At 36.4% G+C, this 15581-nt stretch carries 12 protein-coding genes; 6 read left to right on the top strand and 6 right to left on the bottom strand.

The annotated features are described in order from the left end of the window. Window positions 1-33 precede the first annotated feature (33 nt). The 3 genes from AC559H_RS16020 to menD all read right to left on the bottom strand — a co-directional run bounded on the left by AC559H_RS16020 (window position 34) and on the right by menD (window position 4429). The gene (locus AC559H_RS16020; RefSeq protein WP_026785302.1) at window positions 34-1101 is read right to left on the bottom strand and encodes an AAA family ATPase; all 1068 of its coding nucleotides are present in this window, start codon (window positions 1099-1101) and stop codon (window positions 34-36) included. A gap of 83 nt (window positions 1102-1184) precedes the next feature. After that, window positions 1185-2474: a hypothetical protein gene (locus tag AC559H_RS16015; protein WP_026785303.1), complete on the bottom strand. Its 1290-nt coding sequence runs from the start codon at window positions 2472-2474 to the stop codon at window positions 1185-1187. A 191-nt stretch (window positions 2475-2665) separates the two neighbouring features. After that, window positions 2666-4429 (bottom strand): 2-succinyl-5-enolpyruvyl-6-hydroxy-3-cyclohexene-1-carboxylic-acid synthase, encoded by a 1764-nt coding sequence (gene menD, locus AC559H_RS16010; protein ID WP_026785304.1) that lies wholly within the window; start codon window positions 4427-4429, stop codon window positions 2666-2668. Window positions 4430-4475: 46 nt separating this feature from the next. On the opposite strand from menD, the gene dnaE reads away from it, so the two are divergent. From dnaE to AC559H_RS15995, 3 genes are all read left to right on the top strand, one after another. Then, window positions 4476-7844, top strand: a complete 3369-nt coding sequence (gene dnaE / locus AC559H_RS16005; RefSeq protein WP_071782640.1) for a DNA polymerase III subunit alpha — start codon at window positions 4476-4478, stop codon at window positions 7842-7844. A gap of 196 nt (window positions 7845-8040) precedes the next feature. Continuing rightward, a complete protein-coding gene (locus tag AC559H_RS16000) occupies window positions 8041-8898 on the top strand; it encodes a DNA-methyltransferase (protein WP_036843938.1) in 858 nt (285 codons plus the stop codon). A gap of 118 nt (window positions 8899-9016) precedes the next feature. Continuing rightward, window positions 9017-9634, top strand: coding sequence for a GIY-YIG nuclease family protein (locus AC559H_RS15995; RefSeq protein ID WP_026798543.1), 618 nt, complete (start codon window positions 9017-9019; stop codon window positions 9632-9634). Window positions 9635-9843: 209 nt separating this feature from the next. Here AC559H_RS15995 and AC559H_RS15990 read toward each other — a convergent pair whose 3' ends face one another. After that, window positions 9844-11154 carry a D-alanyl-D-alanine carboxypeptidase gene (locus AC559H_RS15990; RefSeq protein WP_026795985.1) on the bottom strand — a complete coding sequence of 437 codons (1311 nt, stop codon included), beginning with the start codon at window positions 11152-11154 and terminating at the stop codon, window positions 9844-9846. A 179-nt stretch (window positions 11155-11333) separates the two neighbouring features. Here AC559H_RS15990 and AC559H_RS15985 point away from each other — a divergent pair, with 179 nt between their 5' ends. After that, the gene (locus AC559H_RS15985) at window positions 11334-11675 is read left to right on the top strand and encodes a histidine triad nucleotide-binding protein (RefSeq protein WP_026785307.1); all 342 of its coding nucleotides are present in this window, start codon (window positions 11334-11336) and stop codon (window positions 11673-11675) included. A gap of 195 nt (window positions 11676-11870) precedes the next feature. Beyond that, entirely contained in the window at window positions 11871-12953 is a 1083-nt protein-coding gene (gene psbA / locus AC559H_RS15980) for a photosystem II q(b) protein (protein WP_026787323.1), read from the top strand. Window positions 12954-13032: 79 nt separating this feature from the next. Here the strand turns inward: psbA and AC559H_RS15975 are convergent, their stop codons facing one another. Continuing rightward, on the bottom strand, window positions 13033-13740 hold the full coding sequence (locus AC559H_RS15975) for an OST-HTH/LOTUS domain-containing protein (protein ID WP_026795984.1): 708 nt from the start codon (window positions 13738-13740) through the stop codon (window positions 13033-13035). A gap of 109 nt (window positions 13741-13849) precedes the next feature. After that, window positions 13850-14770, bottom strand: coding sequence for an NAD(+) kinase (locus tag AC559H_RS15970; protein WP_026785308.1), 921 nt, complete (start codon window positions 14768-14770; stop codon window positions 13850-13852). Between the two features lie 104 nt (window positions 14771-14874). Here AC559H_RS15970 and AC559H_RS15965 point away from each other — a divergent pair, with 104 nt between their 5' ends. Then, complete coding sequence (locus AC559H_RS15965) at window positions 14875-15576, top strand: Uma2 family endonuclease (RefSeq protein ID WP_026785309.1); 702 nt, start codon at window positions 14875-14877, stop codon at window positions 15574-15576. Window positions 15577-15581 lie beyond the last annotated feature (5 nt).

Below are 15581 nucleotides of genomic sequence, written 5' to 3'. Positions count from 1 at the left end.
AATTTATCATTTTTACTTTCCACAATTAAAAGATTACTCACCTCTAACTCCTTTTCCATGTTCTAAAGCATATTTTAAGGTTTCTACATCCCTCTTAATTCCTATAATATCGTTAGTTTTAGGATGTCTTGCTAGTTCAAAATAAGCACTCATTTCTTCATCTGTTTCTAAGCCTACATCTCCAAAAGATTGAATCATTTCTAAACTGTGGGTTGTGGCAAAAATTTGGGTATCTAGTTCTGTTGATAGTCGAAATAAAGTTTTCCAAAATTCTCGTTGATTAGTATAGTGTATGCCATTTTCAATTTCATCAATCAACAAAATTTTATGATTGTTATTGATTAATTTCAAAATAATAGTTGTAGCCCTAATAATAGCATCTCCATACAGTGAAATCGGTAAGCGACGTTTATTGATGCTTCTTAAATATAAAGTAGGTTCACCAATAGAAAAACTATCTACTTCTTGAATTGATGAATCAAGAATTTGTAATAATTTTAAAACTTCACCATCTTTTTCATCTAAACGAGCTTTATCATAAGCTTCAGCTAACTCTTTATTCGACATTCTTAAACCAGAGGGGATAATAGGTATATCAGTTGAGTCTGAACCACTTACTGAAATTATTCCGTTTGAGCTTGCAATTACCGAAGATTCAGATATACTCTCTTGATTTTGAGTAACTTTAATATTAAGTGATGTTACTGATTCATTTTGAGAAATAAATTCAATCAATTTTTTAATATCTTTTTGATCTTCAAAAAAATCAGAGTTAATTGTATCAGAAACATAAATCTCTACGGTTTTCAAATCTTCTGAATACTTGCCAATAATTTTTATTTTCTCTTGATATTTTTGATCTAAAAAAAAATTATCCCAAGTGCGTTCAGGTCTGGATTTTGAAATCTCTGAAGACTCTCTCCTAATTTTCTTAAGTTCAATTATACTTTTAGGGCGAGGAAAGTTGTGCAACAGTAAAGCTTCTAAAAAAGCTGTCTTGCCTGCATTATTTTTACCCCCGATCAAATTCACTCGTTTAAACCCTAAAATTTTAGTATCTTCAAAACATCTAAAATTTTGAATTTCTATATTTTCAAGCATATTAATCAAATTTTGCTGTAAAAATAGCCCTAATCTACTTTAACTTTAGCACATTGAGGTCAGAAGTTGTCTAGCTAGTTTTACTATTTAGCACGACTAGCAGCCAAACGAGCATAATCCAGATTTTTTTGATACTGAATAACCCGTTGTTGTGCTTTACTATAATTAATATCAGAAGTCGAAACAGCTTTCATATTTTCAATCGCTTTTTTCCACTGACTCGCTACAAATTCCCATTCATCTTTGGATTTAGATGTTTGTGCTAAATTAGCAGCATTTGTTGCTGTTGCAATAGCGTCTCGAAAATAATTAATTTCAGTGGGGGTTTCACTATTTTGATTAAGAATAGTTGAAACCTCAGTTTTATTAACCGTTTCAATTTTTTCAGTTCGCCCCCATTCAGGAAGATAAGAAACAACCCAAGAACCTAAATTTTGAATATTTTCTATATTTTTAGAATACAGAGGAATTGATACCGCCGTAATTAAACCGATACACCCCATTAAAATCATATTTTTCTTAATTTGAGGATTTTTACAGATTAGATATTCAATTTGATAGAGATACAAAATGCACAAAATCTGTAATAATCCTGCTAATTTTCCCCATTCCTGATGATCTCCAAAACGGCAATATTGAATTTGAAAGTTTTGCGTTATATAAGAATAACAATCCTGAATCGGATAAAAGGGAATTAAAACCCCTAAAACAATTAGTATAGATAAAAAGAAGACAATTAAGGCATAAATTCCTTCCCATAAACTTTTATAATGGGGTGTCCAAGGAGAAAAATATCGTAATGATCGGTTAAAAATCCAGTGGTGCGCGTAGGAATAAATTACTCCAGAGATTAAAAATGCTATTCCTAATGCTTGTAAAAAAGGTCGAGGATCGGTTTCTATATCTGAAATAATAACCCCTATAAACCCTCCCCAAAATGTAGTTATTTTAATAATAAATATAACCCAGATAATTAGTACAATTGTTCTCAACCACGAATTGGGATAGGGAAACCAAGCTGGCCATTTTAACCAGGTAATAAAATTAAAGCTCGATTTGTTTTTGACGAGCTTAGTTTTTTTACCTAAACTAATACATTCAGTCCAAACAGGTTTTTCCAGTGCTAATTCTTTACCTTGAATTAAAACTGATTTAATATAAGGACAGTTTAATTTTTCCATTACTCTTTGAACAAATTTAACAGATTTTTGTTGGTGAGGAACAGAAGTAGACTCTAAGGTAATTTCAAGATAATCTTGTTTGAGTTCAGCGAAAGCAATAATCTCTTGTTCTTTAATTAAATAAGTGATTAATCTAGCAATTTCTTGGGGATCACCCTGCTTCGCTAGGTCGAATGATGGTTTATTCGTCATAATTTATGTTTGAGGTAGATGGAAAGCAGCAGATAGAGGAGGTGATGTGGAGAATTAAAGAAGGTAGGGATCTTGATTAATAGTTAATAACGAGCGATCACCAAAATTGCTAAATTCCAATTACCTAATTATAGCATAAAGGAGAAAATAACAAAACGTAGGAGAGTTTGGCAACTTAATAAACTGGATTTCTAAAAAGTTAACCCTTCTGCGAGTTGTTTTAAATATTTTTGTCGCCATTGGGTATCAGTTTTACGATTTGTTGGTATTTCTAAGATTCTAATACCTGTTTGGGGGAGAGGATTTAATTTTTGTTGCAGTTGTTCCCAAGATTGGATTTGTTCATACTCAATATTATAGGTTACTGCTAATTGAGCAAAATTAATATTTTGAGGGGTAGTAAAATATTCCTCAAAGGGAGGATCAAATTGAGAAATTGGCAACATTTCAAAAATTCCCCCGCCATTATTATTAATTAAAATAATAGTTAAATGTCCGATAAATTTATTTCTGATTAAAAATCCATTGGTATCATGAAGTAAGGCTAAATCCCCCGTTAATAAAATACTGCTTTGCTGATGATGGGCAATTCCTAAAGCAGTTGATAGGGTTCCATCAATCCCATTTGCCCCTCGATTAAAAAAGGGTTGAATGTTTAAATTATTCGGACACCAAAAAAACTCTACATCCCTCACGGGCATACTATTAGAAATAAAAATTGGTGTATTTTTAGGTAGAATTTGAGAGAGTAACCAAGCGGCTTTGGGTTCTATCAATGATTGAGTTAGATTTAGTTTTTTATCAATATTATTTCTGGATTGAGTTTCTAATTCATACCAATAATTAGCATATAAATTAGATTGATCTAAATGAATTTGTTTAGGATATTTAGCTGGATCAATTTGTTTTGATAGTTGTTCTATTGATATCCTGAGATGGGTAGTTTTTCCATGTAATCCATCTAGGTTTTGATAACTAGGATCTAGGATAAAACAATCTGGTTGTTGTTGTTCTAACCAATTTCTCAGGGTTTTACTGGTGGGTAAATCTCCAACTTGAATCACCACTTCCGGGGCGAGTTTTTCCGCTAAGGTTGAATTTCTCAGAATTAAATCATAAGTTGAAATTAAATAGGGATTGAGGTTATAATAATTCCTGACGGGGGATAATCCCTCGGCTAAAACGGGATAATTTAAGTGCTGAGAAAGATGGGCGATCGCTTGACAATAAACCTCTGGATTTTCAGGTTGAGCTACTCCGGCAACAATAATTCCTTGAGAATAATTATACCATAGTTTCAAATAATTAGATATATCAATATTAGAGAAAATTTGAGTTTTTGATAGATTTATTTTAGCAAAAAAATCATCAGGAAATATGGCTTTTAATGCTTCTGTTTCTGGTTGAAATACCGGGTGTAAAGGATCGCGAAAGGGAATATTCAGATGGACAACGCCGGAAATAGGAAATTGCGATCGCTCCCAAGCATAAATTAAGGTTTGTCGCAAATAACCTAACAATCCTAAATCCAAACTAGGGATGCTTAATTCTGTTTGAAAGTTAGGATAATTATTATATAATCTAACTTGATCAATTGTTTGTCCTGCATGACAATCTCGTAATTCAGGGGGGCGATCTGCGGTTAAAATCAATAGAGGAACTCGACTTTCTTTAGCTTCTATAATAGCAGGATAAAAATTAGCTCCTGCGGTTCCAGAAGTGCAAACTAAAACCGTCGGTAAACCCGATTTTTTGGCAATTCCTAGGGCAAAAAAAGCAGCCGAACGTTCATCTAAAATTGGGATAGTTTCAATGCTATAATGTTGAGCAAAAGCAATAGTTAAAGGGGTAGAACGGGAACCGGGACAAAGAATAGCAGTTTTTAATCCTAATTGGGCCAAAGTTTCTACTAATACAGAAGCCCAAACTGTGTTAATATTACGGAAGTCAATCATTTTATCTGAATTAATTTTAAGTTTAATTTAACTAAGGAACTCAACCATGTCTTTTGTAGGTTTACATATTCATAGTGATTATAGTTTACTGGATGGGGCATCACAATTACCCCAATTAATTGACCGAGCATTAGAGTTAGGAATGTCTGCGATCGCTATCACCGATCACGGCGTTATGTATGGGGCGATTGAGTTAATTAAAACCTGCCGAAATAAAGGAATAAAACCCATTATTGGCAATGAGATGTATGTGATTAATGGTGATGTTAAAGTTCAGGATGAGAAGAATAAGAAACGAAGAAAATATCATCAAGTGGTCTTAGCTAAAAATAGCCAAGGCTATAAAAACTTAGTTAAATTAACCACTATTTCACACCTGGAAGGGTTTCAAGGAAAAGGCATTTTTGCACGTCCCTGTATCAATAAAGAACTATTAGAACAATATCACGAAGGGTTAATTGTTACCAGTGCTTGTTTAGGGGGAGAAATTCCCCAAGCAATTTTACAAGGGCGTTATGATGTCGCGCGGGAAGTCGCTCAATGGTATCAAAGGGTATTTGGAGAAGATTTTTATTTAGAAATTCAAGATCATGGTTCTCCAGAAGATCGGATGGTAAACGTTGAAATTGTTAAAATTAGTCAAGAATTAAACATTAAAATTGTCGCTACAAATGACTCCCATTTTATCTCCTGTAATGATGTGGAAGCCCATGATGCGTTACTTTGTATTAATACCCAAAAATTAATTAGTGAAGAAAAAAGGATGCGCTATAGCGGTACAGAATATTTAAAATCTGCCGAAGAAATGGGGCAATTGTTTCAAGATCACCTACCTAATGATATCATTCAAGAAGCGATTAATAATACCGTAGAAGTTGCTAATAAAGTTGAACCCTATAAGGGCATTTTGGGAGAACCTCGTATCCCTGACTATCCAATTCCACCCGATCATACGGCGGATACTTACTTAGAAGAAGTTACCTGGAAAGGGTTACTACAAAGAATGAATGCTAAAACCAGAAGCGAGATTAAACCTGTTTATAAAGAGCGCTTAGAATATGAGCTTAAAATGATGCAACAGATGGGTTTTTCGACTTACTTTTTGGTGGTTTGGGATTATATTAAATTTGCCAGAGATAACAATATTGCCGTCGGGCCAGGACGAGGTTCGGCTGCGGGATCATTAGTAGCTTATGCTTTAAAAATCACTAATATTGATCCGGTTTATCATGGTTTATTATTTGAAAGATTTTTAAATCCTGAACGGAAATCTATGCCTGATATTGATACGGATTTCTGTATTGAAAGACGAGATGAAATGATTAAATATGTTACTGATAAATATGGAGACGATAAGGTAGCCCAAATTATTACTTTTAACCGCATGACTTCTAAAGCTGTGTTAAAAGATGTCGCCCGGGTATTAGGAATTTCCTATAAAAATTCGGATAAAATGGCGAAATTAATTCCGGTTTCACGGGGAAAACCAGCCCGTTTGAAAGTGATGATTTCTGATCAAAGTCCCGCGCCAGAATTCAAAGAGGCTTATGATAATGAAGATGTGGCAATTCATAATGATGCCGGGGATGAAGTGGGAACAATTAAAGTTAAACAATGGTTAGATATGGCAATTCGGATTGAAGGAACTAATAAAACCTTCGGAGTTCATGCGGCAGGGGTGGTGATTTCTAAACAGTCTTTAGATGAAATTGTTCCGTTACAACGCAATAATGATGGGGCGGTAATTACTCAATATTATATGGAGGATTTAGAAGCCGTTGGGCTATTAAAAATGGATTTTTTAGGGTTAAGAAATTTAACCATGATTCAAAAAGCCGTTAATTATATTGAAGAAATATATGGCTATAAAATTGATCCCGAAAAACTGCCTTCTGATATCGAAAGAAAAGCCCAAGATGCCTATAAAACCCATAAAAAGTTACCTGAAGATGTGCTAAAAACCTATAAATTACTAGAAAAAGGAGATTTAGATGGCATCTTTCAGTTAGAATCTTCTGGGATGATAGATATTGTTAAAAAACTCAAACCGTCCTGTTTAGATGATATTTCTTCTATTTTAGCGCTGTATCGTCCTGGGCCGTTAGATGCGGGTTTAATTCCCCAATTTATTGATCGTAAACATGGACGGGATGAAATTAGCTATGATCATCCACTGTTAGAGCCAATTTTAAAAGAAACCTATGGAATTTTATGTTTTCAAGAACAAATTATGAGATTAGCTCAAGATTTAGCGGGCTATTCTTTAGGTCAAGCGGATATTCTTCGCCGATGTTTGAGTGGATCTACGCAAATTTTAGATGCTGCTACCGGAAACTTAGTTTCCTTAAAAGAAATTGCACAATCTCCTGAATATTGGTTAGGTAGAAAAGTCTTTTCTCTTAATCTTAATACTCAAAAAATTACTCAAAAACCAATCACGGAAATTCATCCGAATGGAGTTCGGGATATTTGGCAAATTACCACGAAAACGAATCACCAAATTAAAGCCACTGACGATCATCTTTTCTATACAGTCTTAGGATGGCAACCATTAAAGTCCTTTGAAATTGGCGATCGCGTGGGTTTAGCCAAAACTATCCCGATTACGAATCAAAGTAATATATCAGATGCTCAAAATCAATCAAAACATACAATTCCACCGGAAGTTATTACATTAATTGCTCAGGCAAAAAAAGCAACTAGGATGACATGGGATAAAATTGATCAGACTGTGGGAGTGGCAAGGGGTACTATGTCTTCTGGTTTAAATTTCCAGAAAACACCCTCTCGTAGTCTATCTCGTCATCGTGTAGAAAATTTTGCGATTGCATTTCAAAATGACCAATTAAAAGCGATCGCGGAATCGGATGTTTTTTGGGATGAAATTGTTGGAATTGAGTATATAGGCAAAGAAGAAGTGTTTGATTTAAGCATTCCTGAAACTCATAATTTTATTGCTAATAATTTTATTGCCCACAACTGTATGGGTAAAAAGAAAGCAGAAGAAATGCAGAAGCAAAGGGAACTCTTTATTGACGGTGCAACCAAAAATGGAGTCGTGCAAAAATTGGCAGAAAAGTTATTTGAGCAAATGGTTCAATTCGCGGAGTATTGTTTAAGTTATGATACAGAAATTTTGACTGTTGAATATGGGTTAATGCCCATCGGTAAAATTGTTAAGGAAAAAATAGAATGTACAGTTTATACTGTTAATAATCAGGGTTATGTCTATACTCAACCGATTGCTCAATGGCATCATCGAGGTGAACAAGAAGTTTTTGAATATTACCTAGAAGATGGTTCAGTTATTCGAGCGACAAAAGATCATAAATTTATGACTGTTCAGGGTCAAATGTTACCTATTGATGAAATTTTTGAAAAAGAGTTAGACTTACAGCAGATTAATTTTAATTAAAATCTATAACTAAGTTCCCAAACAAGTCATAATAGAAGCATGGGGTTTTCCATGGCTTTTGTAACGTGATGCAGTCGCCATATATATAAACAAGTTTAGCATATTTTAGAAAAATCATTACTGCTTTTGATACAAAATTTAATTATTTTGCTATAATTAGATTGATTCAATTTTTTCTATATCCTCAAGGCAAGAAATGAATTTAACTGAAGTGATTGAAATTTTGGGTGAACCTTATTATAAATCAAATAATTGCTTGATTTATAATTTAGATTGCTTAGAAGTCTTAAAAAAGATCCCTTCTGATAGCTTACAATTAACTGTTACAAGTCCTCCTTATAATATCGGCAAAGAATATGAAGAATGTCTACCTCTGAATCATTATTTAAGCTGGTGTATAGAATGGATTCAAGAAATTTATCGAGTAACTAATCCTAACGGGGCATTTTGGTTAAACTTAGGTTATACTTCTATTCCTGGTGTTGCTAAGGCAATTCCGATTCCTTATTTACTATGGGATAAAATACCTTTTTATTTGATTCAAGAAATTATTTGGAATTATGGAGCAGGAGTTGCTGGAAAAAAATTCTTTTCACCTCGAAACGAAAAATTTCTCTGGTATGTCAAAGATCCTAATAATTATATTTTTAATTTAGATGATATTCGAGATCCTAATGTCAAATATCCGAATCAAAAGAAAAATGGTAAAATTAAAGTTAATCCATTAGGAAAAAATCCGACGGATGTTTGGTCATTTCCTAAAGTAACATCCGGTAAAAATCGCGCATCTAAAGAACGAACTTCTCATCCGGCACAATTTCCCATTACCGTTATTGATCGGATTATTAAAGCATCTTCTTATGAGGGAGATTTAATTATAGATCCTTTTTTGGGTTCTGGAACAACTGCGATCGCAGCTTTAAGTTTAAATCGTCAGGTAATTGGTTTTGAAATTAAAACCGAATATTGTGAAATTGCAACTCAAAGAATACAAAATTATTTAGAAGAAATAAATTTCATACAAACTTCATTGTTGCCTCTGATTTATAATTAAGGGATAAATCTGGTAATGTACCATTAATTACATAATCAATACTGATCAGTTTAAACCCACTAAAGCCACTTTTTAAGTTATTATTATTCTTTTAGGTATAGATTAAAGCTATTTTACAATGAGTCTTCAACACAAAATTCCTCGTCAACCCGGAATTTATGGAATTATTAATCAATTGACACAAAAATTTTATATCGGTCAAACAACCAATTTATATAATGCTTATAAAAATCATGCTTGTGCCTTTGAAAATAATGGCAATCCTGGCAATCGATCCCTAGTTAAAGATGTTATTAAGTATGGCAAAGAAAATTTTGTTTTCCAAGTTTTTGAAATTATTCCCTCAGAAGAAATAGTTGATAATCAATATTTGAATGATTTAAAAGATATTTATCTTACTTGCGTTGATTTTGGAGTCTATAACCATAGCCATCGCAAGCGGTTAAAAGCTAAAGGAATTCACTTTACATTCGATCAAGAAACAGGATTATATTCGTGGTCAAGAAATCCTGAGACAGAAAACACTAAAAAAGTAAATCCTGATCAAATTCCTTCACAATTAGAAAAACAAGAAAAATTACAACTTCCTATTACTCCAGAAGCCAGAGAAAAATTAGTTAATTCTTTGCAAACTTCTAAAGGAGGATGGACAAGAAAAGACCTAGAAATAATAGGTGTAGATTGGCCTCCTCCGAGTGGATGGAAAGCTGCTTTTATCAAGTATGGTGAAAATTGAAAAAACTTCTTATAAATTTTTTATGGGAAGTTTATGAAAGAAATTAATCCTAATTGATTTACAGATGTTACCGAATACGTTGGGACGATTTTTCCCTCGTTTCTAGGTTCTACCTAGAAATGATATTAAGGAGGCTCTGCCTCCTGTTATAATTTGAGGCAGAGCCTCAAAATTAGCATTCCAATGCAGAGCATTGGAACGAGGAAAAATTAAGGTGTTTGTACTAAAATCTGATTGCGATTTGAATCACCAATACCCGGACGACGACCATCAATATGTGGTTGAATTAATTCCGGTAAGCTATCAGGAGAAGCCCATTTACTCACTAATTGCTGTAACAATAAATCCTGATCTGCTCTTAACCCATCTAAATTTGTGCCTCGATTAATAATAGCAAACCAAACTAAACCTCGGTCACGGGTTGGTAGAACTCCTGCTAAGGCACTGACATCTGATAATGTTCCGGTTTTAACAGGAGTATAAACCGGAATTTTTCGATCTTCTAATGTACCTTGGGTGTCGATTCCGGCAATCGGAAATAAGTCAGCAATGGTAAGATTTGTATCTTGTAAATATCGAGCTAAAGCCATAAACATTCCGACAACTGCCCTCGGAGAAATTTGATTTTCCGGTTCTAAACCCGAACCATTAATTAACCGAATTTCATCTATGGGAACTCCCGCCGCTTGTGATGCTAATTGTCTAACATTCGCAGCCCCGCCCACATTAGCTGCTAAAATTTCAGCCATGAGATTATTACTATAAATATTCATTTGTTTAATAATTTCAACTAAAGCTAAAGACTGATGACGAATAATTGGGGTTGAATTCACAGCCCCAGTTTGAGCAATAATATTTCCTGAAATCACAACTTGAGGTTTAGCGGTTCCCGGTGTCATCCGAGAATGCTGACCAATAATTTCTTCTTTCCAAGATTGGGAATTAAATGCCTCTTTTAATAATTGACCCACTTTCATCGGATCAACTTCATAATTCATATAAAAACGATCCGTAATAATTAAATTACCCGCGACCCCGCGAATTCCCATTTGATTTAAACTATTTCCCAAAGCGATCGCTTCTTCCCAAATAAAAAACGGATCACCATTCCCCGTAACTACTAAATCTCCCTGTACCACCCCGCCAACAATCGGCCCAGTCACCCCTAGAATCGTCTCAAACCGATGTTCAGGGGGCCAAACCTGGAGGGATGCCAAGGAAGTCGCTATCTTCGTTAGAGAAGCGGCTGGCAGGGGTGTAGTCCCCGAATTTTTCGCCAAAGGAACCCAACTTGACTGTACCCAAACCCCCTGGACATCCTGGGAAAGTCCCTTAGCCGATAACCGATTCAAATATTGCTGTACCACCTCTTCCGCAACGGGATCAGGCTGTTGGGGAAACACCACCTGAGATAACTCCGTTTCCAAGTTCTCCAATACAGAATTATTGAGTTCCGCCCGATCCATCCCCGCCATTTGCAACCAAACACTAACTAATCCCGAACTCAGAATATCAATCATATTCAAACGCTAAACACTATCAAACAAACCAGTATTGCATGGAACAGGACTTACGCAGATGCGCCATCCGTAGCGCAGCTCTGTATAGAAAATTGTTAATATCTCCTAAATTGTCTAAATACCTCAGCTAAGAGCTTAAATTAAATAGGAGTGTAATTTTTTCACCCCAGGATCAACCTATGGCTGATACGATTTTTAACAAAATAATCCGTCGGGAGATTCCGGCTGATATTGTTTATGAGGATGATTTGTGTCTGGCTTTTCGGGACATTGCCCCCCAAGCCCCGGTTCACATCCTGGTTATTCCTAAAAAAACTATTCCGCAACTGGCTGATGCTACACCGGAAGACCATGCACTGATGGGACATCTACTGTTGAAGGTGAAACAGGTTGCTCATGACGCGGGACTAGACGGTGGCTATCGAGTTGTGATTAATACTGGCGAAGATGGCGGACAAACTGTAGATCATCTTCATTTTCATATTCTTGGTGGTCGTCAACTGCAATGGCCTCCTGGTTAAACTCTTTGGGCGAGGCAATCTCGCCCCACCCCGATATAGCAGAAATCAAAATATAAGATTTCCTGATTACATAGATTGGGAAAAATTTTATTAAAACCTCTTTACAAAACGCAATCATCTGTGTCATATTAGTAATCAAGGTAGAAAAACAACTACCGACGAACCTCGACAAATACATAGCAATACATACCTAACATGACAACCACGATTCAGCAGCGCGAAAGCGCCTCCATCTGGGAAAGGTTCTGTAACTGGGTGACATCCACCAACAACCGGATTTATATCGGTTGGTTCGGAGTCCTGATGATCCCCACCTTATTAACCGCCACCATCTGCTACATCGTCGCCTTCGTCGCGGCTCCCCCCGTAGACATCGATGGTATCCGTGAACCCGTAGCTGGTTCGCTGTTATACGGAAACAACATCATCTCCGGTGCAGTTGTTCCTTCCTCTAACGCCATCGGTTTACACTTCTACCCCATTTGGGAAGCAGCCAGCTTAGATGAGTGGCTGTACAACGGAGGCCCTTACCAGTTAGTGATTTTCCACTTCCTGATTGGGATTCTGTGCTACATGGGACGGGAATGGGAATTGTCCTACCGTTTAGGTATGCGTCCTTGGATCTGCGTCGCCTACTCTGCACCAGTTGCAGCAGCAGCCGCCGTGTTCCTGATCTACCCCATCGGTCAAGGTTCATTCTCTGATGGTATGCCTTTAGGTATCTCTGGAACCTTCAACTTCATGTTAGTGTTCCAAGCCGAACACAACATCTTAATGCACCCCTTCCATATGTTAGGAGTTGCTGGAGTTTTTGGTGGTAGTTTATTCTCCGCCATGCACGGTTCTTTAGTTACCTCTTCCTTAGTGCGTGAAACCACCGAAACCGAGTCACAAAACTACGGTTACAAATTCGGTCAAGAAGAAGAAACCTACAACATCGTTGCAGCCCACGGTTACTTTGGTCGTTTAATCTTCCAATATGCCAGCTTCAACAACAGCCGTAGCTTACACTTCCTGTTAGGCGCATGGCCTGTCATCGGAATTTGGTTCACCGCTTTAGGTGTGTCCACCATGGCATTCAACCTGAACGGTTTCAACTTCAACCAGTCAATCATCGACTCTACCGGTCGCGTGATCAATACCTGGGCTGATGTGTTAAACCGCGCTAACCTGGGTATGGAAGTAATGCACGAGCGCAACGCTCACAACTTCCCCTTAGACTTAGCTTCTGGTGAATCTGCTCCTGTGGCTTTGATTGCTCCTCAAATCAATGGTTAATTTTTAACCTAAATAATACAAAAGACGCTCTCCGAAAGGGGGGCGTTTTTTGGTGTTTATCACTATAATCCTATATTTCTCACTCGCAGCTAATACTAAGAGTAATCTGCCAAGTATACTCGATTTTTTCTAATTTGAGTTCTGGAATAGTTTGGAGTATATCTATCAATTTAATATCGGGAAAAATATTACACCTGACTTCTCTGAGATACTGACCATAATTGCTGTAGAACATTTTGTTTAGTTCATCAATTTTGATATAATTTCCTGGGTTATTTGACAGTAAATATTTAACTATTTCTACCAAATAAAATTTAAAATCATCCTGAGATTTAATTTTTTTATTAGTAGGATTAAATTTTTTAAATATTGGCTTTGAACTCTGAATTTTTGGGGCAACTTTAGCACATTTTTCAGAATATCCTTCATCCTGCAAATCTTTAATCATACATCGCTCAACTTTCCAGGGACGCTTTACTGTATAAAACATTGATTGATTGCTGCCTGAAGAATGTTCATAGCCAGGAACGGTTTTTCGGAGTAAAGCAATATAAAACTTGTGAGGAATTGGTGTTTCGTAAATAGCAAAAATATGGCTTTTTCTCAGAAATGTTTTCAGGTCAAAATAGCCATAATCTTTTAATATATTTTCCAGGGTAGATCCATATTTTTGATTAAACAACTGCTCTAAAAGTGTTCGAGTCATCCAAGGATGGTCTGAACTTTCTGTTTCTTCTTCTAGCAAGTTTTCTAATTCTTGGATTAGGTGTTGCAGTCGGATTTCCATTGGCTTCAATTCAACCTACATAGAAGTTTTATACCTCTATCTACAAAGGTGATATTGAGTATTTCGGATTCTGAGCGAGTTAATCTTGTATGAGAGTCTCCTATTCACTTCAATTCCGATGATTATTAATATGTCGAATTCTTGCCCCAGCCCATTGTAATTTTTCTCTTAGTGTTTGATAAAACGAATAATTTTCCCGCAGAATAATAAACTTTGCCTCACAATTTGCCATGGAAACATCCACCCGTTGACCCGGCCAAATAGAGGTTGCTAATACCCCATCCATCCAGAGTTTTGTATCATGTTCCGTGTCAGCCAATGGCCAAACACTAACAACAGAACCCGCAGGTAAAACAATCGGGCGACTGGATAAACTTAAAGGACAAATGGGGGTAACACTAATTGCCGCCATTCCGGGGTGTAAAATCGGCCCTCCGGCGGAGGTATTATAACAGGTGGAACCACTGGGAGTTCCCACAATTAAACCGTCTCCTTGATATTGATCAACGACTTCTCCATCCACTTCCATCTCTAAAAATGATGTGGGCATTCGATAGGCGGAAGCGGGTTTGATACACATTTCATTTAAGGCTAAAAAGCGATCGCTCACGGGTTCTAAATTAGTTCGACTTCCTTCATAAACCATCGCTTGTAACATCACCCGACTTTGCAACGCATAGCGATCTTCAAATAGTCGATCAATGACAAGTTCACTATTTTCAACATCTTCAAAAGATTCGGTTAAAAATCCTAAATGTCCCCCCACATTTGCCGCTAAAATGGGAATACCTTCCGGGGCTAAATGTCGGGCTGCGGCTAAAGCTGTGCCATCTCCACCCAAGACAATTGCTAAATCAATTGAAACATTACGAGAAGCGAGAAAAACCGGATAGGGGTTATCTTTGGCACCACTGGGCCCCATTAAAACATGACATCCGCGCTTTTCTAAATGTTGAGCATATTGTTCCGCCCAGCGTTTGCTTAACGGGTCTCTAGCTTTATGGGCGATAATTACCTGTTTAATTTCCATGATACTATCCCATTATTTCTGACAGTCTTGTTATTATTATCCCTGATCTGTCGCCAAAATTAGATAAATTGATTACAATAGATTGATAGAGCTAAAATAAAGTTATGGTTCAACTACAACCTCTGCTATCTTCTGATATTATTTACCCAGAAAGTGACGGTAAACCAATGGCTGATAATACAAAACAATTCCGTTGGATTGTTATTATTAAACAGAATTTAGATCAACTTTATACCAATGATCCGAATGTATTTGTCGCCGGAGATTTGTTTTGGTATCCCGTTGAAGGACGCAATACAATTGTGCAAGCACCGGATGTGATGATTGCTCTGGGTAGACCTAAAGGCGATCGCCCATCCTATAAACAATGGCAAGAAGATGGAGTTTCTCCCCAAGTTGTATTTGAAATTCTTTCTCCTTGTAATTCTCAAACAGATATGGAGAAAAAGCTATTATTTTATGATCGTTATGGAGTAGAAGAATATTACATCTATGACCCGGACAGGAATCAATTTAAAGGGTGGTTACGTCGGGAAATGGGTTTAGATGTGATTGAAGAAATTAACGGTTGGGTGAGTCCCCGTTTAGGTATTCGCTTTGATTTATCGGGGGAAGAATTAGAAATTTATCGTCCCGATGGTATCCCATTTCTATCCTATCAGGAAGTTAGCGAACAATTAGCACAGGAACGCCAACGATCTGAACAAGAATATCAACGGGCTGAAAATGCTCAACAAAGATTAGCAGAAATGGAAACAGTATTGCAACAATACCGCGATCGCTTTGGTGATTTACCCTCTGAATAATTCCT

The sequence above is a fragment of the Planktothrix prolifica NIVA-CYA 540 genome (genome assembly GCF_963864145.1).
Taxonomy (GTDB): Bacteria; Cyanobacteriota; Cyanobacteriia; order Cyanobacteriales; family Microcoleaceae; genus Planktothrix; species Planktothrix agardhii.
Note: the sequence above shows the minus strand (reverse complement) of the source record. Positions and strands in the feature narration are given on the sequence as shown.